Here is a 23,371-nt window from a genome sequence, read left to right as displayed (position 1 = left end):
GGGCTACTCCGTCCCGCTCACCGTGATCCAGCCGAACGGGTCGCCCGCGGCGTAGTAGCCCGCGAACGTCGAGTCGCCGACGTCGGTGGGGATCTTGCCCGGCATCTGGCTCCAGGTGTGGGTCGTCCCGGCGTCGGCGCGCGCCACGTTCTCCAGGTTGACGAGCACGCCGCGCTTGTCCGCGGTGCCGACGTTGCCGGTGGTGAAGACCGCGCGCGAGCCCGAGGCCGTGATCTCGATCTCCGGGTTGGACGCCGTCAGCTTGATCCCGTGGCCGGCGTAGCAGAACAGCACCGTGCCCGCGTACGTCAGGCGCGTGGCGCCGCTGGCCGGGTCATACCAGCCGCCCTGGAACGGGAAGTGGAACTGGTAGACCAGCGACGCGCTGCTGCCCGGCTGCGTGGTCGCCGGATCGGCGGTGGCGCCGTTGGCGACCGCGGTGCCCTCGCCGGCGTTGATGTACTGGATGAACGAGTCGCGCACGTGCCAGGTGATCGAGCCGGCGGCGACGGCGACCGAGGTCGGCGGCGCGGTCAGCGCGTTCGGCCCGCCCGGAGCGGTGACGACGGGCCCGCTGGTGCAGGTCTTGGTGTTGCCGCCGGTCGAGCCGCCGCCGGTCGAGCCGCCGCCCGTGGAGCCGCCGCCGCCCGTCGACCCACCGCCCGTCGAGCCGCCGCCGGTGGAGCCGGAGCCGGAGCCGGAGCCGCCCGTCGTCCCCGTGCCGCCGCCGCTGCCACTGCCGCTGCCGCCCGACCCGCCGCCGGTCGTGCCGGAGCCGCCGCGCGACGCGTCGACGGTCAGCGTCCCGAGCGTCCCGCCCTTCAAGGCCTTCAGCTTGAGCGCGCGCCGGATCGCCGCGGCGCCCGCGGCGGTCAGCTTCACCGAGCCGGCCTTCAGCGCGACGGTCCCGGCCGTGCCGTTCAGCGAGCGCTTCTTGGCGTCGATCGTGAGGATCGTGGTGGTCTTGCTCCCGACCTTGGCGGTCAGCCGCGAGCCGCTGCCGGCCAGCCGCAGCGCCGGGGCCTTCAGCGTCAGCGTGCGCGAGCCCTTCTTGAAGCGGATCGCCCCGGAGTGGCCCAGCGACGCGGACGAGCCCACGGTCACGGCCTTGACCGGGAAGGTGATGGTCTTGCCCTTGGCGCGGGCCGGCGCGACCGCCGAGACCTTGACGCCCGCCCGCGACAGCGACGACGCCGCGGCGCCCTTGAGCGTCAGCGCCGACGTGCCGGACGCGGCGCTCGCCGCCGACGGCACGGCGACGGCGCCGGCGCCCGCCGCGACGGCGAGGGTGGCGAGGACGGGGAGACGACGGGTCATGCGAGGGGCTCCTTCGTGGGGGTGCGGCCAGGCGTGCGGCCGAGCCAGTCGACGTGCAGCGCGCCGCCGGCCAGCGACGCGTCGACCTGCCAGACCTCGGCCAGCAGGGACTCGGTGAGGACGGTGTCGGGCGGCCCGGCGGCGACCGTGCGCCCGTGCGAGACGACGACGACCTCGTCGGCGACGGCGGCGGCCAGCGCGAGGTCGTGGACGACGAGCACGACCGTCAGGCCGTCGTCGGCCAGGCCGCGCAGCAGGCGGGCCATCGTCGAGGTGGCGCCGAGGTCCAGCGCGGAGGTCGGCTCGTCGGCCAGCAGCGCGGGCGCCTCCTGCGCGAGCGCGACCGCGACCTGCACGCGCTGCAGCTCGCCGCCGGAGAGCGTGTTCAGGCGGCGGTCGGCGAACGCGAGGACGCCGGCCCGCCCCATCGCGCGCTCCACGGCGTCGTGGTCGGCGCGCGTCGGGCGCGAAAGCGGGCCGAGGTGCGGCGCGCGGCCGATCGCGACCGCCTCGTGGACGCGCACGCCGTCGGGGACGCGCGCCCGCTGGGGCACGAACGCGCGCAGCTTGGCGAGCTTGCGCCCGCGCAGCGCGGCGACGTCCACTCCGTCCCACCGCACCGTGCCGGACTCGAGCTTCTGGATCCCGGCCGCGGCGCGCACGAGCGTCGACTTCCCGGCGCCGTTGGGCCCGACGACCGCGACCAGGCGGCCCGGCGCGGCGGCGAGGTGGGCGCCGTGCAGGATCTCGACGCCGCCGAGCTTCACGACCGCGTCGTGGACGGCGAGCATCAGTGGGCTCCCCGCAGCAGCCACAGGAACACCGGCACGCCCAACACCACCATGAACGGCCCGACGGGCAGCTCGATCGGCGCGAGCACGACGCGCGCGAGCGTGTCGCCCACCAGCAGCAGCGCGGCGCCGACCAGCGCCGAGGCGCCCATCACGAAGCGATGCGACGCGGTCCCGCCCGCGAGGCGGACCAGGTGCGGGATGACGAGGCCCAAGAACGACAACAGGCCGACGAGCGCCGCGGCGGCGGACGCCAGCAGCGTCGCGGCGATCACCGCGGCCAGGCGGATCCGCTTGGGGTGCGCGCCGAGCGACTCGGCCACGTCGTCGCCCAGCGCCAGGCGGTCCAGCGGCCGGGCCAGGACCACGGCGCCGAGGAAGCCGACGACGAAGTACGGCCACGCGACCTCCATGTCCGACCAGCCGTCCGACGACAGCCCGCCGGCCATCCACAGCACGGCGGACTGGACGCGGTCGCTGAAGGCCACCATCAACGACGTCGTGCCCGCGTTGAACAGCGCGGCGACCGCGATGCCGGCGAGGATCAGCCGGCTCGTCGCGCCCGCGTTCGCGCCGCTCCACGCGATCATCAGCACGATCGCGCCGGCGAGCACGCCGAAGACCAGCGCGCCGACCGGCAGCAGCGCCACGGCGCTGGGGAACGCGAGCAGCACGAGGATCGCGCCGAAGCTCGCGCCGCCGGTGACGCCGACGATGTCGGGCGAGGCCAAGGGGTTGCCCAGCGCGCCCTGCAGCAGCACGCCGGCGACGCCGAGCGCGGCGCCGACGACGATCGCCTCGACCATCCGCGGCACGCGCAGCGACACGACGATCTCACGCAGCGGCCCGTCCTCGGCGCGCCCGGTGAGCGCGTCGATCACGTCGTGCAGCGGGACGTGGACGGCGCCGAGCGTCAGCGACAGCGCGGCCGCGACGAGGAGCACGACGGCCGCGATCGCCACGACCGCCGTCTGCCGCAGCGCCGCGCGGCGGCGCGCGGGGGCGGTCGCCGTCCGGGCCGTGGGCGCGGCGACAGCGCTCACGGCATCAGTTCCCAAGGAACTTCTTGCGGACGTCGGTGATGATCCGACCCGGGTCGGTGTAGGCCTGCAGCAACGAGTTGCCGGTCGCGACGAAGACCTTCTTGTGGCGCGCGGCCTTGGTCTTCTTCCACCCCGCCTTGTTGGCCAGGTACTTGGCCAACGACGGGATCGAGGACGGGGCGCCGTGCGGGACGGCGATGATCACGTCGGGGTTGCGCTGGACGACGGCCTCGTCGGAGATCCGGGCGTAGCCGCCGGACGCCGTCAGCCCGCCGGTGAGCAGGCGGCCGCCGGCGCGCCGCACGATGTCCCCGCCCCACGAGTTGGCGAGCATCGCGTAGGAGGTGCGGCCGACGCCCATGATCAGCAGGACCGTCGGGTGCTTCCTGACGCCCGCGGACGCCGACCGGATCGCCGCCTGCTGGCGGGCCGCCAGGCGCGCGGCGGCCGACGACTTCCCGACCAGGGCGCCGATCGTCTTGGTGTCGTCGATGAGGTCGTGGGCCGAGCGCGGGTCGCTGTAGGCGACCTTCATCCCGAGGCGCTTCATGCCCGCCTCGCCCTTCTTCCAGATCGGCGCCGACAGCACGAGCTGCGGGTTGCGGACCGCGAGCTGCTCGAGGTTGGGGCCGCTGGGGTGCGACAGCGCGAGCGTCGGCACGCCCTTGAGGCGGGGGTCGAGGCGGTCCTGGCCGCCGAGCGTCTGGCCGATGGCGACGGGCCGGACGCCCAGCTCGGCCAGCGTGTTGGCGGTGAACGGCGTGAGCGCGGCGACGCGCTTGTAGGTCTTGGCCTGCGCCGCGGCGGGGACGGCGACGAGCGTGAGAGCGAGAAGGGAGGCGGTGAGCGTGCGGGGCATGGGAGTTTAGGGGGGCCTAACGAGCGAGGCCGGAATCGGGTATGTTCGGCCACCCTAACAGTTCGTAGGGCCCCCTAAGCCTCCGGTTCCCATCCAGACCGGCGGGCTGTCGTTTTCCGGAAAGGACCTCCCTTGACCTCCACCACCACCCCGCGCCTCCTGGCGATCGCCGCGCTCGCGGCCGGCGCCGCCGCGTTGCCGGCCGCCGCCCAGGCGGGCACGGTCACCAGCGCGCACCTCGACTGGACGCAGGCCAACGTGTACGACCTGGCCGGCTCCAAGACGTGGCTCGGCTACGCGACGAGCAAGGCCCCGCTCAACGCGCTCGGCACCGCGACGCCGATCGCCCCCGCCACCGGCGACACCGTCACGCCCGACAGCCCCAAGGGCGCGAGCGTCTTCTACACCACCTCGTTCCCCTCCACCTCGGGCAGCTACGACGCGACCGACGGCACGGGCACCATCGAGCTCGACGGCGGCCTGTCGTTCGTCGCGCCCCCGCCGCCCGACGGCCACGGCTTCGACATCTCGATCGAGCAGCCGCAGCTCGTGCTCGACGGCCTCAGCGGCGAGCTGTACGCCTCGGGCAAGGGCAGCACCGACTCGGGCACCTATGACCGCAGCGCGCCGCTGTTCGACCTCGACCTCAGCGACGCGTCGGTGACGATCAAGGCCGACGGCTCGCGCGTCATCGGCCCGATCGTCCCGAGCATCGCGACCGCCAAGACCGCGTTCCCCAACAACTACGCGGTCGGCGCCGGCCCCGACCGCTCGCCGAACACGTTCGGCTCCTTCTCGCTGACGGTGAAGACCAACGGCGGAGACCAGGGCCCGAAGGGCGACGCCGGCGCGACGGGTGCGACCGGCGCCACGGGCGCCACCGGCGCCGCGGGCGCTCCCGGCGCCGCGGGGGCCAACGGCAAGGACGGCGCCTCGACGACGATCCGCACGGTCCAGGCCGTGCTGGCCAAGGCCCCGTACAAGGGCTCGGCGAGCCGCAAGGTCACCGTCTACTCGACCAAGAACAAGAAGCTGGCGTCCGGCACGCTGAAGGGCCGCGTCCTCAAGGTGACGCTGGCCAGCAAGGTGACGTCCCTGTCCGGCAAGGTCAAGGTCAAGGTGACCGGCGCCAAGTCCTCCAAGACCGTGAGCATCCCCTCGTGAGCGACATCTCCGCCATCCCGCTCGGCGACCACCAGGTGAAGGAGGGCGCCGCCGCGGCGGCCCCGCCGCCCCCGCCCCCGCCGCTGAGCGACGTCCCGCCGACCCGCCGGCGCACCGCCGGCGAGGAGGCCCGCACGCTCGTCGCCCAGACCGCCGTGGGCACGCTCGCGACGCTGAGCGACGACGGCGGCCCCTGGGCGTCGCTGGTCAGCTACGCGTCGCTGGAGGACGGCTCGCCGATCCTCTTCGTCTCGACGATGGCCGAGCACGGCCGCAACCTCAAGCGCGACCAGCGCGCGAGCCTGGTCGTGGCCGAGACGCCGTCGGGCACCGACCCGCTGGCCAACGGCCGCGTCACGATCGCCGGCCGCGTCGTCTCGCCCGAGGGCGACGACGAGGCCCGGGCCCGCGCCGCGTACCTGAAGGCCGTGCCGAACGCGAAGTACTACGCCGACTTCACGGACTTCTCGTTGTACGTGTTGAAGGTCGAGCGCGTGCGCTGGGTCGGCGGCTACGGCCGCATGGACTCGGCCGACGCCGAGGCCTACGCCAACGCGGAGGCCGATCCGGTCGGCAAGCCGATCGGCGCGGTCAAGCACCTCAACGAGGACCACGCCGACGCGCTGCTGGCGATGGCGCAGGCCTTCGGCGGCTACCCGGACGCGACCGCGGCCGAGTGCACGGGCGCCGACCGCTACGGCCTCGACCTCCAGGTCAAGACGCCGCGCGGCTCCGCGACGGCCCGCGTCGGCTTCGCCGAGCCGGTCGGCGACGACCCGGTCGGCCTGCGCCAGGCCACGGTCGAGCTGGCGAAGCGCTCGCGCGCGGCGCTCAGCTCCGACGACGCGAGCTAGCACCGCGGAAGAGGGGGACGAGGGGCGGCGGACGACAGCGCCGCCCCTCGCGTCCCCTCCCGGCCTAGGCGTACATGTCGCCGATCGTCGCCTCGTACTTCTCGGCGATCGGCTTGCGCTTGAGCTTCATCGTCGGCGTCAGCTCGTCGCCGCCGGGCAGCCAGTCGCCCTCGACGATCGTGAACTTCTTGATCTGCTCGACGCGGGCGAGCTTGGCGTTGGCGGCGTCGACGCCCTCCTGGATCGCCGCGCGGACGCGGTCGTCGTGGGCCAGCGTCTCCAGGGACGGGTCCTCGATGCCGTTCTGCGCCGCCCACGCGGGCGCGAAGTCCGCGTCCAGGACGATCAGCGCCGTGTTGTAGGGCTTGGCGTCGCCGATGCAGACCGCGTTGCCGATCAGCGGCGAAGCGGACTTCAGGGTCGCCTCGATGTTCGCCGGGGACATGTTCTTGCCCGCGGCGTTGATGATGATCTCCTTCTTGCGGTCGACGATCTTGACGTAGCCGTCCTCGTCCATCGTCGCGATGTCGCCGGTGTGCAGCCAGCCGTCGGCGTCGATCGCCTCGGCGGTCTTGTCCGGCAGCCCGCGGTAGCCGAGCATCACCATGCCGGAGCGCATCAGCAGCTCGCCGTCGTCGGCGATCCTCAGCTCGGCGCCGGGCGTGGCCGGGCCGACCGTGCCGATCTTGATCTTGCCGGGCGGGTTGACCGCGCCGCCGCCGCAGGTCTCGCTCATCCCCCACAGCTCGGCCAGCGGCAGGCCGATGGCGTGGAAGAACTCCAGGACCTCGACCGGCGTCGGCGCGGCGCCGACGTTGATCGCCACGACCTGGTCGAGGCCGAGCATCGACCGCAGGCCGCTGAACATCTCGGCGTCGGCCCGCGCGACCGCCGCGGCCAGCTCCTCGGGCACCGGCTCGCCGGCCTGCTCGAGCCGGACCTTCTCGCGCGCCGCGGCCAGCGCCGCCTGCGCCTTCTCGCGCTGCTCGTCGGGCTGGGAGGCGACCATCGCCTCCAGGCCGGCCTTGAGCTTCTCCCAGATCCGCGGCACGGCGAAGAACCAGTGCGGCCGGACCTCGGGCAGGAACGACACGATCTCGCGCGGGTTCGGGCAGCAGGTGACCGTGAAGCCGAAGACGATCGGCAGGTAGTGGTGCGCGGCGCGCTCGGCGATGTGCGCGTTGGGCAGCCACGAGATCACGCGCGCGCCCTCGGGGAACTCGACGATCTCCTCGATGCCCGAGACCGCGGTCAGCAGGTTGCGGTGCGCCAGCTCCACGCCCTTCGGCGGGCCGGTCGTGCCCGACGTGTAGATCAGCGTCAGCACGTCGTCGCCGTGCAGCCGGGCGATCGAGGCCTCGACGTCGAAGCCGTCGGAGGCGACGTCGGCCAGCGCCAGCGTGCCCTCGGGCGGCTCGCCGTCGACGACGATCACGTGCTCCAGGTCCGGCAGGGCCTTCCGCGCCTCCAGGACGTTGGCCAGGTAGGCCTGCTCGGTGATGAGGATCCGCGCGCCGGCGTCCGAGACCACGTACTCGATCTGGTTGGGCGCGTAGGTCATGTAGATCGAGAACGGCGTCGCCCCGACCATCATCGCCGCGAGGTCCGCGAGGTGGAACTCGGGCCGGTTGCCCAGCAGCAGGGCGATCGTGTCGCCCTTGCGCAGTCCGAGGTCGTGCAGGCCGCCGGCGAGGCGGTCGACCCGCTCGCGCAGTTGGGCCCACGTCCACGAGACCTCGTCGCCCTTGGTGCGGACCGCGACCTCGTCGGCCCGTTGCGCCGCCGTGATCCGGAACGCCTGCGCGATCGTCGCGGCGTCCACCCCGCGCGTCGGTGCGGTGCTGCTCTCCACTTCGACCCTCTCCTCTTCGGGTGGCCCTGCCCGGGCCGGGCGCTACTTCACGCCGAACCCGGGTCCTGCAAGCCGGTTGATGTCGTTGGTGAGCCCGACCGCGAAGAGCATGATCACCAACACGAACCCCACATAGCTGGCCTGCTCCATGACGCGGAACGGGATCGGGCGCCCTCGCACCTTCTCCGCCAGCGCCCAGAAGATATGCCCCCCGTCCAGCGGAAGGAAGGGGAACAGGTTCACGATCGCGAGCGAGAGCGAGATGATGGCCAGGATCTGGAGCGACAGGACGATGTCGTCGGCCTTGAAGGACTCGCGCGTCGTCTCGTAGGAGCCGACGATGCCGGAGACGTTCTTGCGGGCCTCGCTGCTGTAGAAGATCTTGGTGATCGCCGAGACCGTGCCCTTGGTCACGTTCCACATGCCGGTGACCGAGCGGCTCGCGGCGTCGGCCGGCCCGAGCCGGTCGTAGGCGTTGTCGAACGTGAAGCCGATCAGCATGCGCCCGGCGGCGGTGTCGTAGCGCGGGCGGACCTCGACGGTCTGCTGCCGGCCGTCGCGGACCACGACCACCTTCGCCGCGGTGGCGGCGACGCAGCCGTCGGTCCTCGCGTCGTCGGCGCAGGTGTGCGTGCCGATCTGCTTGCGGAAGTCCGCGGGGCCGCCGCCGACGCCGTCGACCGAGACGATCTTGTCGCCGGGCTTCAGCACGCCCTGGGCGGCGGAGTCCTTCTGCACGCCGTAGACGTGGTCGCTCGCGACGACCTGGCCCTTGAAGGCGAACAGGCCGAAGAGGATCGCGAAGGCCACCACGACGTTGACGAACGGGCCCGCCGCGATGACGACGACGCGCTTCCAGACCGGCTGGCGGTAGTAGGCGCGGTCGGCGTGCTCCGGCGGGATCTCCTCCGTCGGGTTCATCCCGGTGATCTTCACGTAGCCGCCGGCCGGGATCGCCCCGATCGCGTACTCGGTCTCGCCCTTCTTGATCTTGCCGAGCAGCGGCGGGAAGAACAGCGAGAAGCGCTCGACGCGCATCCCCACCAGCTTGGCCGCGGTGAAGTGGCCCAGCTCGTGCAGGATGATCAGGACGATGAAGCCGAGGGCGGCGAGGAACCAGCTCATCTAGGCGCGCGCCCCGATCTGCTCGGCGGCGATCTCGCGCGCCTCGCGGTCGGCCTCGAACAGCGAGTCGAAGGCGTGGACGGGGCCGCCGGGCATCGCCTGCAGCGTGGCGTCGATGACCTCGGCGATGCCGGTGAACGCGAGGCGGCCGCTCATGAACGCGTGCACGGCGACCTCGTTGGCGGCGTTGAGCACGCACGGCGCGGTGCCGCCCGCGCGCGCGGCCTGCAGGCAGAGGTCCAGGCACGGGAACGCGTCGCGGTCGACCTCCTCGAAGGTCAGCGAGCCCAGGGCGGCGAGGTCGAGCCGGCGCGTGGGCAGCGGCACGATCTCGGGGTGGTGCAGGGCGTAGGCGATCGCGATGCGCATGTCGGGCAGCCCGAGGTGCGCGAGCTGGGCGCCGTCGGCGGTCTCGACGGTCGCGTGGACGATCGACTGGGGGTGGACGACGACGCCGATGCGGTCGTAGTCGACGCCGAAGAGGTGATGGGCCTCCATGACCTCCAGGCCCTTGTTCATCAACGTGGCCGAGTCGATGGTGATCTTGCCGCCCATCGACCACGTCGGGTGCGCGAGCGCCTCGTCGACGGTGACGTCGGCCAGCTCCGCGCGCGTGCGCCCGCGGAACGGGCCGCCGGACGCGGTGATCGTGATCCGCTCCAGCGCGCCCGCGGGGACGCCCTGCAGGAGGTGGTGCAGCGCGGCGTGCTCGGAGTCGACCGGCAGCAGCCGCGCCCCGGTGGCCTCCGCGAGCTGCGTGACCAGCTCGCCGCCGACGACCAGGGACTCCTTGTTGGCCAGCGCGAGGTCGATGCCCTCGCCCAGCGCCGTGACGGTCGGGCCGAGGCCCGCCGAGCCGACGAGCGCGTTGAGCACGAGGTCGGCGCCCGACTCCATCACGAGCTGCACGAGCCCCTGCGCGCCGACGAGCACCTCGCCGTCGGTCCACGCCTCGGCGGCGCGCGCGGCCGCGTCCTCGTCGGCGAGCGCGATCCGGCGCACGCCGTGGTCGATGGCCTGCTGGACCAGGGGCTCCCAGGAGCGCGCGGCGCTCAGGCCGACGATCTCCAGATCGTCGGTCCGCGAGACCACGTCGAGCGCCTGGGTCCCGATCGACCCGGTCGACCCGAGCACGAGAAGACGGCGGGGCATTGGCTGGAGGGTAGCTGCGCGATCCTCAACACCTCCTCAAGAGTGGACGCGACCGGTCTCCGGCGTAGCGTCGCGCAGCGTGTCGCACCGGTCCAGTCGTCGCGGCGCGCTCAGCGCGCTGCTGCCCGTCCTCGCCCTGTTCGCGCTCGCCGCCCCCGCCGGCGCGGCCGCCCCCGACAACCGCGCCGTCACCGTCCCCGCCGACGCGCCGGCCGTCGCCACGACGTCCTCGGGCGCCATGGTGCTGGCCTGGGTCCACGGCGGCTCGACGTGCACCGCGCTCCAGCGGCCCGGGACACCGCGGCCGACCCGGGCCGCGAGCTTCACCGGCCTCCCCGGCGAGGAGGACGTCGCGCCGGGCGGCTGTGACGCGACGCCCGTCCTGGCCCGCTTCGGCGGCGCCGCGCTCGGCGCCTTCCGACCGGACGACCCGGCGTCCGCGCGATCGTTGGTCTGGGGCGTCGCGGGCGAGGACACGGGATCCGTGCTGTTCAAGGCCGGCGCGCCGTCGCCGGGCAGGTCTCCACCACGCCGTCCCCGCTGACCGGGCCGGCCGCCGGGCTGCGCTTCTGGGCGGCCGAGGTGCCGTCCACCGCCCGGGTCGACGAGGTCGCGCTGGCCGACGCCGGCGGCGTGGTGCGGCGCGCCTACGACCCGACCTGGTTCCGGGTCGGCGGCCTCAGCGGCGACCCGTTCGACGAGGCGGGCACGCTCGTGCGCCGCGGACGCGTCGGCACGGCGACCTGGCAGCTGCGCGGCACGACCGCCAACGACCTCGCGGCGACCCCGCTGGAGCCCGAGCGCCGCGTCACGCAGCGCTGCCTCGTGTTCGTCGTGCGCTCCCGCAACGGCGGCGCGTCCAACGGCGGGCCGTGCACCGGCTCGCTCGACGAGCGGACGCCGCTGCTCGCCGACCCCGGCAGCGACTGCGAGGTCGGCGCGCACGTCGTGGTCCTGGTCGCGGCGGCGGTCCGGCGCGTCGTGGTGGTCACCGGTGACGGCGCGCGCCGGACGGTGGCGCTGTCGCCCTTCGGCGCGGGCGCGCGCGCCGGCGCGCTGCTCGTCGCACGCTTCGCCGACCACGGCGTGCAGCTGTGCGACGCGATCGACCGCCCGCTGCGCATCCCCGACGACTGCGCGCTGCCGCCGACCGACCCGGCGGTGACGTACGTCTCGACGCACAAGACGGCCACCGGACGCTTCCTCTTCGGCGTCGTGCCGGCCGAGATCGCCGCCGCGCGCGTGACGCTGCACGACCGCACCACGCAGACGTTCGCGGCCGGGCCGCTGACCGGCTACGCCGGCATCTACGCGGGCGCGCTGCGCCAGATCGCCGCGGACCTGCCGGGCCCGCGCACCGTCGACCGGATCGAGCTGCTGGACGACCGCGGCCGGGTGCTCAACGGCGACGCCGGCTTCGAGGTGAGCTACGGCCCGGACGTGACCGTCCTGCCCGCCGCCGGAGGCGTGCCCGCCGTCCACGCCTCCGCGGTGCGCAGCGGCGACTACCGGGCGACGTGCATCGGATTCCGCGCGATCAGCGACGCGGCGCGTTGCGACGGCGGCGGCTTCGCCACCACGACCGGGGCCCACAGCATCACCGTCCACGTGCCTTGCGCCCCGCGCCGGATCCTGGTCAGCGCGGTGCTTGCGCGCCGCGGCGACCGGCTCGTCCTGCGGACGACCGACGGGCGCGAGGTGACGGCCCGGACGGCGCGCCTCCCCGCGGCCGCCGGGGCGTTGGCTGGCAGGTACTACGCCTTGGCGACGCTCCGCCCGGACGAAGGCCTCGCCTCGGCGATCATCCGCGGTCGCGCGTCTCGGCGCTTGGCGATCGGCCTGCCGCCCGCGGCGCGGCAGTGCGGCTACGACGACCTGCCGGGCTTCCTCTCCGACGTCCTCTCCTGACGCCGCCCACAGCTGGACGGACGGACGGTGGCGTCCGCGACGGAAGCTAGATTGCGCAGCGTGCTCCATCGGTGCTTGGTCCTCGTCGTCGCGGCGATCTGCGCGCTCCTGCCCGCGGCGGCCCGCGCCCAGACCGGCGTGATCCCGATCCCCGCCGATGCGCCGACGATCCCCGGCTGGTGGGACAGCGGCCAGGAGGCGATCGTCTTCGCCGACGGCCAACGCCTCTGCGCCGCGTTCCACGACGTCGGCGCCCCGAGGCCGACGACGCTGACGCCCGACGGCGGCGACTGCCTCGACGCCGCGCCCGTCCTCGGCCCCTTCGGCCGGCGGGTCATCGTCGTCCGCGACGACGACGGGCGCTACGTCGAGATCGCCGTGGTCGGCGCCGCCACCGCCGTCGTCCAGCTGCGCCAGGCCGGCGCGGTCGTCGCCCGCGTCGCGACCCGGGCCGCGCCGCTGCCCGGCCCCGCCGCCGCGCTGCGCTTCTACGTGCTGACCGCTCCCTCGCCGTTGGCGATCGACGAGCTGGCGCTGCTCGACACCTTCGAGACGGTCCAGCGCGCGCTCGATCCCGCCGACCCGCGCGAGCACGCCTCGACCACCAGGTACGTTCCGCGGCCGGGGCCAGGACCGGTGCTGCGGCGCGGCACGTTCCACGGCACCTCGTGGACGCTGCGCACGCGCTTGGGCCATCCGATCGTCGGGACGCCGCTGGTGCCGGAGCGCCGCGCGGCGCTGGCCTGCGCGACGTTCGCGGCCGGTCGCACCGGCGGCGAGCTGTGCGATCAGCCGGGACGCGACGCCGAGCAGGTGCTCGTCGACCTCGGCAAGGCCTGCTCGCCGATCGACGCCTACGTGTCGGTCCTCGCGCGCCGAGCGGTGCACCGCGTGGTCGTGCTCGACGGCGCAGGCCGTCGCCGCACGGTGCCGCTGAGCGTCGTGCCCGGCGACGCCGACGGTCTGCGCGCGGGCGTGCTGGTCCTCGGCGCCGGGATCGCGATCCGGCGGGTCGACGGGCTGGGCGCCGACGGCCGCCTGGTCGACCGCCTGCCCTACGGCGCTGCGCCGGCCTACCCGGAGCGCGGCGGATGTTTGGGTGCCGCCTCGTCCATCATCACCTACGCGGTCGGCCTCGTCGGCTCCGGCCAGCTCGGCGCGGGCCCGCACACCCCGCACCTCGCCGACGTCGGCGAGCGGCTGTGCGTCGCGATCGACCGCGCGCCGCGTCCGCCGGCGGGGTGCGCGATCCCACCGACCGACGCGAGCGACGTCACGCTGGACACCACGCCCACCGCCAACGGCCGCTACGTCGTGGGCCTCGTCCCGGCATGGGTCGCGCTCGCGCGGCTCACCCTGGAGGGCGGCGGGCACCGCGACGTCGTCCCGATGCCGGTGACCGGCCAGTACGCCGGGACGACCGCGCTGGTCGCCGCCGACGTCCCCGGCGCGCGCCGCGTGATCGGCTATCAGCTGCTGGACGCCGCGGGCCGAGCACTCGACCACCTCGACGCCCTGGAGACGCCGACGCGTCGGCACCGCAGGACCCTGTTCGCCCACGCCGCGCCGGGGCTGGGCCCGATCGTCGCCGCGCTGGCTCCGGGCGTGACGGCCGCCGACAAGGCCTACACCCGCGCGACGGTCCTCAGCGCCGACGTCGACACGCAGTGCCAGCCGCTCGGGTTCGCCTGGTTCACCGCGGCCGTCGTCTGCGCGCCCCGGCGCTTGGTCCTGGTCGGCGGCCTGCGCCACACGACGGACCGGCTCGCGGTCCGCACCGCGTCCGGCCGCACCGTCGCCGGTCGCACGCTGAAGCTGCCCGCCGCGTTGCGCACGTCGGACGCCGCCGCCATCGGCGTCGTCGTCCTGCCCGCCGACGCGACACCCCGGACGCTCCTGCGGCGGCGCGTGGACGGCACCCTTTCGAGCGCGCTCCAGCTACCTGCGGCACGCGAGCAGTGCGGCTATCGGACCGTCCTCTCTCCAGACGGCCGCTGAGTCAGCGCTTCGCCGCCGCCCGCGTCGTCACGCCCGGGACGACCTTCTCCCCGTAGGCCCGCAGCGTGCCGTCCTTGTCGTCGTGCTGGAGGTACAGCGCGAACTGGTCGACGCCGAGCGCGCGCAGCTCCTCGAGGCGCTCGACGTGGGCCTCGGGCGGGCCGATCAGGCAGAAGCGGTCGATGACGTCGTCGGGGACGAACGCGACGTGGTCGTTGCCGGCGCGGCCGTGCTGGTTGTAGTCGTAGCCCTGCCGGTTCTCGATGTAGTCGGTCAGCGCCGCGGGGACCGCGACGCCGTCGGCGCCGTAGCGGGCGACGATGTCCGCGACGTGGTTGCCGACCATGCCGCCGAACCAGCGGCACTGGTCGCGGCCGTGGGCGAGGCCGAGGTCGGTGCCGTCGGTGACGTAGGCGGGCGCCGCGACGCACATGGCGATCGCGTCCGGGTCGCGGCCGGCGGCCTGGGCGGCCGCGCGCACCGCGGCGATCGACCACGCGACGATCGCCGGGTCGGCCAGCTGCAGGATGAAGCCGTCGCCGACCTCGCCGGCCAGCGCCAGCGCGCGCGGGCCGTAGGCGGCGACCCAGATCGGCAGCGCGCAGTCCGGCGCCCACGGCAGCCGCAGCCGCGCGCCGTGATGCTCGACCTCCTCGCCGTTGGCCAGGGCGCGGATGACCTCGATCGAGGCCCTCATGTCGGCGAGCTTGACCGGCGCGCCGTTGATGACCCGCACCGCGGAGTCCCCGCGGCCCATGCCGCAGATCGTCCGGTTCCCGTACATCTCGTTCAACGTCGCGAACGTCGACGCGGTCACCGTCCAGTCGCGCGTGGCCGGGTTGGTGACCATCGGCCCGACGATCAGCCTGTGCGTCTCGTTGAGGATCCGGCTGTAGATGACGTAGGGCTCCTCCCACAGCAGGTGGGAGTCGAACGTCCACGCGTGCGTGAACCCGTAGGTCTCGGCGCGCTTGGCCAGGTCGATGACCCGCGTCGCCGGCGGGTCGGTCTGCAGGACCACGCCGAAGTCCATCAGGCCTTCACCCCGCCGCGCAGGCCGCCGGCGGCGACCAACGCGATGGTCTTGGCCACCGTCTCGCCGTAGGCGGCGATCGCCGCCCGCAGCGCCTCGGGCGGCGAGTCCTCCACCTCGGTGTGGCTGATCGGCGGGTCGGACTGCGCGAAGACCATGACCGTGGGCACCAGGCGCCCGATCTCGGTCGCGTCGTGCAGCGGACCGGACGGGATCGGCGCGCCGCCGTCGGTCGCCTCGCGCGCGATCGCGACCAGCTCGGGGTGAAACGGCGTCGGCGCCGCGCGGAAGACGCGCCGCGCCTCCACGGTGCAGTCGAAGCGCGCCGCGGCCCGCTCGCAGGCGTCCAGGCACTCGGCCAACATGGTGGCCAACGTGTCGGCGTCGAGGTGGCGGAGGTCGAGCATCATCTCGCTCTCCCCCGCGACCGCGGTGATGACCGCGGGTGTCGACGCGATCGCCCCGACGGTCGTGACGCCGTCGTGCCGGATCCCGACCTCGCGGATCTCCAGCGCCGCCGTGGCCGCCGCCGCCAGCGTGTCGCGCCGCAACCGCATCGGCGTCGAGCCCGCGTGCGCGGCCTGGCCGCCGAACGCGACCAGGTAGCGCTCGTCGCCGACCGTCCCGGCGACCGCGCCGGCCAGCCGCCCGGCGTCCAGCAGCACCGGGCCCTGCTCGACGTGCAGCTCGACGTAGGCCAGCGCGCCGTCCAGCCGCGACCGCGCCGCGTGCGCGCCGTCGAGGTCGACGCCGACCGACGCCATCGCCTCCTGCAGCGTCACGCCGTCGGGATCCCGCAGGCCGCGGACGTCGTCGGGGTCGAGGGTTCCGGCGACCGCCGAGGACCCCACGAGCGAGCGCCCGAAGCGCGCGCCCTCCTCGTCGGCCCAGTCCACCAGCTTGACGGTCACCGCCGGCGGCGGGTCCGCGGCGGCCAGCGCCCGCAGGACCTCCAGGGCCGCCACCACCCCCAGGCACCCGTCCAGCCAGCCACCCGACGGCACCGCGTCGATGTGCGACCCGACGATGACGAAGCCCTCGGCCTCGCCGGCGCCCTCCAGCGTCGCCCACAGGTTCCCGGCCTCGTCGCGCTCGACGACCGGCCCGTCGATCTCCGCGAGCTTGCCCAGCAGCCAGTCGCGCGCCGCGACCCAGTCGGCCGACCACGCCAGGCGCTTGGCGCCCGCGTGCTCGCCGCCCGACGCCGCGGCCAGCTCGCGGAGGTCGGCCAGCACGCGGTCGGCATCGACGTTCACGCCTGCCCCTCCCGCCGGACGAACCGGCCGTGCCCCGGCGACGAGACGATCTCGCCGTGGTCGTACACCATGGTCCCGCGGCACAGCGTGTGGCGCACCGAGCCCGACGCGGTCTCGCCCGCGTAGAGGTCGTAGTCCACGTTCATGAACGACGTGTGCGTGCCGTAGTCGCGCGGCGCGTCGGGGTCGAAGACCACCACGTCGGCGTCCTTGCCCGGCGCCAGCGCGCCCTTGGACGCCAGCCCGAACCGCCGCGCGATCGTCGTCGAGCAGCGGTCCACGAGCTGCGACGGCGTGATCCGCCCGGCGACCACGCCCTCGTCCCACAGCTTGGACAGCCGGTGCTGGATGACCGGCAGCCCGTTGGGCACCAGGCTGAAGTCGTCGAGACCCCGCGCCTTCTGCTCGTCGGTGAACGGGCAGTGGTCGGTCGAGACCGACTCCAGCACGCCGCGGCGCAGGAAGTCCCACAGCGGCTCGTGGTTGGACGCGTCGCGCAGCGGCGGCGAGCAGATGTAGCGGCAGCCCTCGACGCCCGGGCTGCGCAGGTCGTCGATCGTGTTGACGAGGTACTGCGTGCACGTCTCGCCGGCGACCGGGACGCCGCGCTGCTGGGCGGCCTGGATCTCGGCCGCGGCCGGCTCGCACGTCACGTGGACGACGAACAGCGGCGCGCCGGTGTACTCGCTCAGCCGGGCGGCGCGCGAGGTCGCCTCGGCCTCCACGAACTCCGGGCGCGTGAGCGCGTGGTGGATCGCGTCGGTCTCCTTCGCGTGCAGCGCGCGCTTGACCAGGATGTCGACCACGTCGCCGTTCTCGCAGTGGACCATCGTCAGCGCGCCGAGGTCGCGGGCGCGCTCCAGGACGGCGACCATCGCGTCGTCGCGCGTCATCAGCTCGCCCTTGTAGGCCATGAACAGCTTGAACGACGTGACGCCCGCCTCGACGATCGCCGCCATGTCGTCGATCGTCGCCTCGTTGGCGTTGGTGATCGCCATGTGGAAGCCGTAGTCGACGTGCGCGGCGCCCTCGGCGCGCCCCTGCCACTCGGCCAGCGCGGAGCGCAGCTGGTCGGGCTCGCGCTGGATCGAGAAGTCCACGAGGCACGTGACGCCGCCGGCCGCCGCGGCCTGCGTGCCCGTGTTGTAGTCGTCGCTGCTCATCATCCCCATGAACGGCATGCTCAAGTGCGTGTGGTTGTCGATCAGCCCCGGCAGCACGTAGCAGCCGGAGACGTCGAGCACGGTCGCGTCGCCCGGCGGGGCGACGTCCCCGACGGCCGCGATCCGCTCCCCGCTGATCAGCACGTCGGCGTCGTACTCGCCGTCCGCGCTGACGACCCTCCCGCCCCGCAGCACTGTGCTCATGCGCACAAGCGTACGGGCGCGTCAAGGCAGCGTCACGCGATCGCGCCACGGGACGCGCTCGACCGCCACCGGCCGCTTCGCCCCGAGGATGCCGCCGACCAGCGCCGTCAGCACCGCCACCCCGTCCCCGCCGATCCGGACCGCGGAGAGCATCCCCTCGCTCGCCTCATCGTGGCGGGAGAGCGTCGCCAGCAGCGAGTCGACGATCGACCGCTGGTCCATCGCCACGCCGCCGTACGGCGGCCCCCACTTGTTGGCGTGGTCGATCAGGTACTGGTAGATCGGCCGTCCCTCCAGCGCCCACGCGGTGAGGTCGGCCACGACGACCGCGCCGAAGCCGAGCGGCAGCGTCGCCGCGCGGCGCTCGCGCGCGTCCTCCAGGCCCAGCCCGCGGACGAACGCCACCGGCAGCGCCAGCGCGTCGGCTCCCCGCGATCCGTGTCGTCTCGTGGTGACCAGCTCACCACCAGGCGACACGGATGCCGAGGCGGCCAGGGCGACCCGCGTCGCCTCACCGGTCGGCCCCAGGTCGTCCAGCAGCCTGCGCCGCGTGATCTTCCGCGGCGGGACGCCGATCCACGGCACGCCGAGCGCGTCGCCCAGCGCGAAGCCCTCTAGACCAGGGCCTGCCACACGTAGTAGCCGGTGACCGCGGTGAACAGGATCGCGTCGAGGCGATCCAGCGCGCCGCCGTGGGCGCCGAAGAGCGTGCCGGTGTCCTTGGTGCCCGCGTCGCGCTTGAGGTAGGACTCGAAGAGGTCGCCGAGCGGCGCCGCGATCGCGATCGCCACGCCGAGGATCGCGCCGTTGCCGCCGCCCAGCCACGGCTGGCTCAGCCCCGCCCACCAGACCGCGGCCGTGCCGAGCACGATCCCGATCGCCAGGCCCTCGATCGTCTTGTTGGGGCTGATGGTCGGCGCGAGCTTGCGGCGCCCGAACGCGCGGCCGCCGAGGTAGGCGCCGGTGTCGCCGACGAACGTGCCCAGCAGCACGGCGAAGACCAGGCCGCCGCCGTGGTCGAGGTCGCGCAGCAGGATCGCGTGCGCGAGCGCCAGGCCGATCCAGGCCAGGCCGAGGATCGTGACGCTGATCCCCGGCGCGCCCCCGCCGCCACGCTGGTTGACCGCCACGACGAACGTCAGCGGCAGGCAGGCCAGGAAGACGAGCAGGACGGTCTCGCGCGTGCCGAAGTGCGCGGCGAGCAGCAGGCCGATCAGCCCCACCGCCCCGGCCAGCCGCGCGGGCCGGGCGCGCTCGAACATCTGAAACAGCTCGTGCAGGCAGATCAGGCCGAGCACCGCGACGCCGGCCAGGAAGACCCAGTCGCCGAGCGCGACCATCGTGAGCGCCACGGCCAGCGCGGGGATCGCGACCAGCACGCGGTTGCCGAGGTCGCCTCCCCGGCGGCCGCCGCCTTCGCGGTCGCCGCGCGGCGTCCGCGGCGTCCCGCCACGGCCGGCCCGGCGCTGCGCCATCGCTCGCCGCGGCTGGGGCATCGCGCTCAGCGCCCCCCGAAGCGGCGCGAGCGCGCCTCGTACTCGGACAGCGACGCCACGAACGCCTCGCGCGAGAAGTCCGGCCACAGCTCGTCGCGGAACACCCACTCGCTGTAGGCCGCCTGCCACAGCAGGAAGTTCGACGTGCGCTGCTCGCCCGAGGTGCGGATCACGACATCAGGATCGTGCATCTCGGGGGCGTACAACAACTCTCGGAACGCCGCTTCCCCGCCGCCCTCGTAGCGCGCCGCCGCGTCGACGATCTCCGCGCGCCCGCCGTAGTTGAAGGCGATGAACAGCGTGATCGTGCCGTTGCCCGCGGTCTCGGCCTCGGCCCAGTCCATCTGCTCCAGCAGCGCCGGGGCGATCTTGTCGCGCCGCCCGACGAACCGCATCCGCACGCCCTCGGCCTTCAGCTCGGGCGTCTCGCCGATGATCCGCTCGCTGAACATCCGCATCAGCGCCGTGACCTCCTCGGCGCTGCGCGACCAGTTCTCGGTCGAGAACGAGTAGACCGTCAGCTCCTCGACGCCCAGCTCCACGGCGTCGCGGAGCCGGGCCTTCACGACGTCGGCGCCCGCCTTGTGGCCCTCGGCGACCGGCAGGTCGCGCGACTGCGCCCAACGGCCGTTGCCGTCGGTGATGATCGCGACGTAGCGGGCCCTGCCGCCGTCCTCCGAGGCGCTCAAACCTCGAGGATCTCTTCCTCTTTGCCCTTCAGCAGGGCGTCGAGGTCGGCGACCTTGGCGTCGGTGAGCTTCTGCAGCTCCTGCTCGCCCCGGCGCTCGTCGTCGGCGCCCACGTCGCCGTCGTCCTTCAGCGCCTTGAGGTCGTGCATGATGTCGCGCCGCACGTTGCGGATCTGGACGCGGCCGTCCTCGGCGATCCCGCGGGCGACCTTGACCATCTCGCGCCGGCGCTCCTCGTTCATCTCGGGCACCTGGAGCCGGATGATCTTGCCGTCGTTGTTGGGCGTCAGCCCGACGTCGGACTCCATGATCGCCTTCTCGATGGCCTTGATCGAGGATGCGTCGTAGGGCTGAACGGTGATCAGCCGTGCCTCGGGCACCGAGATCGTGGAGAGCTGGTTCAGCGGGGTCTGGGCGCCGTAGTAGTCGACGACGACCCGGTCCAGGACGGCCGGGCTCGCACGGCCGGTGCGCACCGACCCGAACTGGGTGTGGGTCGCCTGGACCGCCTTGTCCATCCGCTCGCCGGCGTCCGCCAGCAGCTCGTCGATCAGCTCGCTCATGACTCTCCTGCCTCCGGCTTGACGAGGGTCCCGACCCTCTCGCCGGACACTATCCGCTCGATGTTCTGCTCGTCGTCCATGTTGAAGACGTGGATCGGCAGCCGGTTCTCCATGCAGAGCGTGAGCGCCGTGGCGTCCATCACCCGCAGGCCGCGCCGCAACGCCTCCATGTGCGTGATCTCGGGGATCAGCATCGCCTCGGGATCCTCGCGCGGATCCGCGGTGTACACGCCCTCGACCCCGTTCTTGGCCATCAGGATGGTCTCGGCGTGGATCTCCACCGCCCGCAGCGCGGCCGCGGTGTCGGTGGTGAAGAACGGGTTGCCGGTGCCCGCCGCGAAGATCACGACGCGGCCCTTCTCCAGATGGCGCATGGCGCGGCGGCGGATGTAGGGCTCGGCGACCTCCTCGACCTTGATCGCGCTCTGCACGCGCGTGTGGACGCCCGTGGACTCCAGGGCGTCCTGCAGCGGCAGCGCGTTGAGGATCGTCGCGAGCATCCCCATGTAGTCGGCGGTCGCGCGGTCCATGCCGGCGGCCGCGCCCTTCATCCCGCGATAGATGTTGCCGGCGCCCACGACGATGGCGATCTCGACGCCGAGCTCGTGGACGCGCTTGATGGCCGAAGCGACCGCCCGGATGCGCTCCGGGTCGGTGCCGTAGTCGCGGGAGCCCATGAGGGACTCCCCCGACAACTTCAGCATGATCCGCTTGAAGACGGGGTCAGGCACGGCCCGATCCTAAACGGACAGGGCCGCGGGAGGGAGCCGCCACGCGAGCGGGTGGGCGGGCCCCCATCGACCTCGCCCCCGGGGCGAGCGTCACTCTCCGACGGCGAAGCGCGTGAAGCGCTTGATGACGACGTTCTCGCCGGTCTTGGCCGAGAGGTCGGCGCGCAGCTGCTCGATGGTCTTGCCGTCGTGCTTGTCGCCGTTGACGTGCTCCTGGTCGAGCAGGACGACGTCCTTGTACCAGGCCTTCAGCTTGCCCTCGACGATCTTGGGCCGGATGTTCTCCGGCTTGTCGGCGGCCTGCTGCTCGAAGACCCGCGCCTCGGCGTCCTTGTCGGCCTGCGGGATCTCCTCCTCCGTGACGTACTTCGTCTGCGGCGAGGCGGCGATGTGCAGGGCGAGGTCCTTCGCGAAGTCGACGAAGTCCTCGTTCTTGGCGACGAAGTCGGTGTTGCACTCGACCTGGACGAGCACGCCGACCTTGCCGGTGGCGTGCACGTAGGCCTGGACGGTGCCCTCGGACGTCTCGCGACCGGCGAGCTTGCCGATCTTGTTGCCCATCTTGACGCGCAGGATCTCCTCGGCCTTGGCGCCGTCGCCGCCGGCCTCGGTGAGGGCGTTCTTGCAGTCCATCATGCCGGCGCCGGTCTTCTCGCGAAGGGCCTTGACGTCGGCGGCGCTGATCGTGGTGCTCACGGGTGTGTGCTCCGTTTCAGGGTCAGGTTCGGGAAGGGTGCGGTGCTACTGCGCGGGCGCGTCGGTGCCCTGGACCGCGTCCGTGACCGGGGTCTCCGGCGTCGAGGCGGGATCGGGCGTCTGGTCCTGCGCGGTCGGCGCCGGGGAGCCGGCGACCTCGTCCTGGTTGGCCTTCGGCGCCGCGGCGGCGGCCGCGGCGGCCTCCTCGGCGGCCTTGGCGTCGGCGGCGGCCTGGCGGCGCGCGGCCTCCTCGGCCTCGCGGCGGGCGTGCTCCTCGGCCTGGCGGGCCGCGGCGGCCTCCTGCTCGCGCTGGACGCGCGCCTGCTCGGCGGCTTCCCACTGCGCGCGACCGGCGGAGATCGCGTTGCCCAGGGCGCGCGTGATCAGGTCGCAGGACCGGATCGCGTCGTCGTTGCCCGGGATGACGAAGTCGACGCCGTCCGGGTCGCAGTTGGTGTCGACCAGGCCGATCAGCGGGATGCGCAGGCGCTGGGCCTCACGGACGCCGATGACCTCGGTCTTGAGGTCGACGACGAAGATCGCGTCGGGCGTGCGGGTCATGTTCTTGACGCCGCCCAGGTTCGCGCGCAGCTTGGCCAGGTCGGCCTCGGCGGCCAGGCGCTCGCGCGTCGGCAGCAGCGCCAGCTGGCCGTCGGCCTCGTAGCGCTCGAGGTCGTGGAGGCGCTTGATCCGCTGGTTGATCGTCTGGAAGTTCGTCAGCAGGCCACCGAGCCAGCGGTGGTTGATGTGCGGCATGCCGCAGGCCTCGGCGACCTCCTTGACGGAGTCGCGCGCCTGCTTCTTGGTGCCGACGAAGAGAACCGTGCCGCCACGGGCGGCGAGGTCGCCGACGAACTCCTGGGCCTGACGCAGCAGACGCTCGGTCTGCAGCAGGTCGATGATGTAGATGCCGCCGCGCTCGCCCCAGATGAACCGACGCATCTTGGGGTTCCAACGACGGGTCTGGTGGCCGAAGTGGACTCCGGCCTCCAGCAGCTCACGAATGCCGACTTCGGTCGACGCGGCCATGGAGGTGCTCCTTTTGATGGTGCTTGCGGGGAAAAACCCACCGGCCGGAGCGCGGGACCCGGGCTCGAATCGCCCAGGCAGGACCGCGTTCCGCTGTGACCCGGTGGGGTCGAGGGAACTGGTACGCCGTTCAGGATAGACGACGCGTGTCGGCGCCCGCGGTTCGGCGGCGCGCGACGCAGTTGGCCGGTGATGCGGTGATGCGATAGCATCAGGGTGGTGCGCACCACGATCGACCTCGACGACGACGTGATCGCCGCGGCGCGGGAGCTAGCGGCCGCCGAGCGGCGCTCACTCGGGTCGGTCGTGTCCGAGCTGGCGCGCCGTGGGCTGACGCCGGCCCGGGTCGAGACCGACGCGGACCTGCCGGTCGTGCGCGTCCCCGCCGGCAGCGCGCCGATCACGCCGGAGATGGTCCGCCGCGCGCTCGACGAGGACTGACGCCGGG

Annotated in this window: 23 protein-coding genes; 6 read left to right on the top strand and 17 right to left on the bottom strand. The window is 73.6% G+C overall.

Annotation, left to right across the window (positions count from 1 at the left end):
- Positions 1-3 precede the first annotated feature (3 nt).
- Genes VFG42_RS06115 through VFG42_RS06100 form a run of 4 tightly spaced genes read right to left on the bottom strand, consistent with a single transcriptional unit; the run spans position 4 to position 4,010 of the window.
- Positions 4-1,317 carry an HtaA domain-containing protein gene (locus VFG42_RS06115; protein ID WP_324906333.1) on the bottom strand — a complete coding sequence of 438 codons (1,314 nt, stop codon included), beginning with the start codon at positions 1,315-1,317 and terminating at the stop codon, positions 4-6.
- A complete protein-coding gene (locus tag VFG42_RS06110; protein ID WP_324906331.1) occupies positions 1,314-2,108 on the bottom strand; it encodes an ABC transporter ATP-binding protein in 795 nt (264 codons plus the stop codon). The genes VFG42_RS06115 and VFG42_RS06110 overlap by 4 nt, the downstream gene beginning before the upstream one ends.
- Positions 2,108-3,151 (bottom strand): iron ABC transporter permease, encoded by a 1,044-nt coding sequence (locus VFG42_RS06105; protein WP_324906329.1) that lies wholly within the window; start codon positions 3,149-3,151, stop codon positions 2,108-2,110. Before VFG42_RS06105 ends, VFG42_RS06110 begins: the two co-directional genes overlap by 1 nt.
- Before the next feature lie 4 nt (positions 3,152-3,155).
- Entirely contained in the window at positions 3,156-4,010 is an 855-nt protein-coding gene (locus tag VFG42_RS06100; protein ID WP_324906327.1) for an ABC transporter substrate-binding protein, read from the bottom strand.
- Positions 4,011-4,142: 132 nt separating this feature from the next.
- Between VFG42_RS06100 and VFG42_RS06095 the strand changes: the two genes are divergently transcribed.
- A complete protein-coding gene (locus VFG42_RS06095) occupies positions 4,143-5,174 on the top strand; it encodes an HtaA domain-containing protein (RefSeq protein WP_324906325.1) in 1,032 nt (343 codons plus the stop codon).
- A 5-nt stretch (positions 5,175-5,179) separates the two neighbouring features.
- The gene (locus VFG42_RS06090; RefSeq protein WP_414642331.1) at positions 5,180-6,028 is read left to right on the top strand and encodes a HugZ family protein; all 849 of its coding nucleotides are present in this window, start codon (positions 5,180-5,182) and stop codon (positions 6,026-6,028) included.
- A gap of 64 nt (positions 6,029-6,092) precedes the next feature.
- Here the strand turns inward: VFG42_RS06090 and VFG42_RS06085 are convergent, their stop codons facing one another.
- Genes VFG42_RS06085 through dxr form a run of 3 tightly spaced genes read right to left on the bottom strand, consistent with a single transcriptional unit; the run spans position 6,093 to position 10,157 of the window.
- A complete protein-coding gene (locus tag VFG42_RS06085) occupies positions 6,093-7,880 on the bottom strand; it encodes an AMP-dependent synthetase/ligase (RefSeq protein WP_324906321.1) in 1,788 nt (595 codons plus the stop codon).
- 42 nt (positions 7,881-7,922) lie between these two features.
- On the bottom strand, positions 7,923-9,005 hold the full coding sequence (locus VFG42_RS06080) for a M50 family metallopeptidase (protein WP_324906319.1): 1,083 nt from the start codon (positions 9,003-9,005) through the stop codon (positions 7,923-7,925).
- On the bottom strand, positions 9,006-10,157 hold the full coding sequence (gene dxr / locus VFG42_RS06075) for a 1-deoxy-D-xylulose-5-phosphate reductoisomerase (protein ID WP_324906317.1): 1,152 nt from the start codon (positions 10,155-10,157) through the stop codon (positions 9,006-9,008). It lies immediately after the preceding gene.
- A gap of 79 nt (positions 10,158-10,236) precedes the next feature.
- Here dxr and VFG42_RS06070 point away from each other — a divergent pair, with 79 nt between their 5' ends.
- From VFG42_RS06070 to VFG42_RS06060, 3 genes are read left to right on the top strand one after another with little or no spacing between them, the layout of a single operon-like run.
- A complete protein-coding gene (locus VFG42_RS06070) occupies positions 10,237-10,701 on the top strand; it encodes a hypothetical protein (RefSeq protein WP_324906315.1) in 465 nt (154 codons plus the stop codon).
- Between the two features lie 38 nt (positions 10,702-10,739).
- Complete coding sequence (locus VFG42_RS06065; protein ID WP_324906313.1) at positions 10,740-12,065, top strand: hypothetical protein; 1,326 nt, start codon at positions 10,740-10,742, stop codon at positions 12,063-12,065.
- 60 nt (positions 12,066-12,125) lie between these two features.
- Positions 12,126-14,063, top strand: a complete 1,938-nt coding sequence (locus tag VFG42_RS06060) for a hypothetical protein (RefSeq protein WP_324906311.1) — start codon at positions 12,126-12,128, stop codon at positions 14,061-14,063.
- 1 nt (position 14,064) lies between these two features.
- On the opposite strand, the gene VFG42_RS06055 is transcribed toward VFG42_RS06060, so the two are convergent.
- From VFG42_RS06055 to rpsB, 10 genes are all read right to left on the bottom strand, one after another.
- Positions 14,065-15,096 (bottom strand): TIGR03842 family LLM class F420-dependent oxidoreductase, encoded by a 1,032-nt coding sequence (locus VFG42_RS06055; RefSeq protein ID WP_324906309.1) that lies wholly within the window; start codon positions 15,094-15,096, stop codon positions 14,065-14,067.
- Entirely contained in the window at positions 15,096-16,352 is a 1,257-nt protein-coding gene (locus tag VFG42_RS06050; RefSeq protein ID WP_324906307.1) for a Zn-dependent hydrolase, read from the bottom strand. Before VFG42_RS06050 ends, VFG42_RS06055 begins: the two co-directional genes overlap by 1 nt.
- Positions 16,349-17,719: a dihydropyrimidinase gene (gene hydA, locus VFG42_RS06045; RefSeq protein ID WP_324906305.1), complete on the bottom strand. Its 1,371-nt coding sequence runs from the start codon at positions 17,717-17,719 to the stop codon at positions 16,349-16,351. The genes VFG42_RS06050 and hydA overlap by 4 nt, the downstream gene beginning before the upstream one ends.
- 21 nt (positions 17,720-17,740) lie before the next feature.
- Positions 17,741-18,352: an ADP-ribosylglycohydrolase family protein gene (locus VFG42_RS06040; protein ID WP_324906303.1), complete on the bottom strand. Its 612-nt coding sequence runs from the start codon at positions 18,350-18,352 to the stop codon at positions 17,741-17,743.
- The gene (locus tag VFG42_RS06035; RefSeq protein ID WP_324906302.1) at positions 18,334-19,215 is read right to left on the bottom strand and encodes a phosphatidate cytidylyltransferase; all 882 of its coding nucleotides are present in this window, start codon (positions 19,213-19,215) and stop codon (positions 18,334-18,336) included. Before VFG42_RS06035 ends, VFG42_RS06040 begins: the two co-directional genes overlap by 19 nt.
- A 5-nt stretch (positions 19,216-19,220) precedes the next feature.
- Positions 19,221-19,904, bottom strand: a complete 684-nt coding sequence (gene uppS / locus VFG42_RS06030; protein WP_324906301.1) for a polyprenyl diphosphate synthase — start codon at positions 19,902-19,904, stop codon at positions 19,221-19,223.
- Entirely contained in the window at positions 19,901-20,467 is a 567-nt protein-coding gene (gene frr, locus VFG42_RS06025) for a ribosome recycling factor (RefSeq protein WP_324906299.1), read from the bottom strand. Before frr ends, uppS begins: the two co-directional genes overlap by 4 nt.
- Positions 20,464-21,198, bottom strand: a complete 735-nt coding sequence (pyrH, locus tag VFG42_RS06020) for a UMP kinase (protein ID WP_324906297.1) — start codon at positions 21,196-21,198, stop codon at positions 20,464-20,466. Before pyrH ends, frr begins: the two co-directional genes overlap by 4 nt.
- A gap of 90 nt (positions 21,199-21,288) precedes the next feature.
- On the bottom strand, positions 21,289-21,834 hold the full coding sequence (tsf, locus tag VFG42_RS06015; protein ID WP_349260391.1) for an elongation factor Ts: 546 nt from the start codon (positions 21,832-21,834) through the stop codon (positions 21,289-21,291).
- 105 nt (positions 21,835-21,939) lie between these two features.
- A complete protein-coding gene (gene rpsB / locus VFG42_RS06010; RefSeq protein WP_324906293.1) occupies positions 21,940-22,923 on the bottom strand; it encodes a 30S ribosomal protein S2 in 984 nt (327 codons plus the stop codon).
- 219 nt (positions 22,924-23,142) lie between these two features.
- Between rpsB and VFG42_RS06005 the strand changes: the two genes are divergently transcribed.
- Entirely contained in the window at positions 23,143-23,364 is a 222-nt protein-coding gene (locus VFG42_RS06005) for a hypothetical protein (RefSeq protein WP_324906291.1), read from the top strand.
- Positions 23,365-23,371 lie beyond the last annotated feature (7 nt).

The organism is Baekduia sp., assembly GCF_035685985.1.
Lineage (GTDB): Bacteria > Actinomycetota > Thermoleophilia > Solirubrobacterales > Solirubrobacteraceae > Baekduia.
Note: the sequence above shows the minus strand (reverse complement) of the source record. Positions and strands in the feature narration are given on the sequence as shown.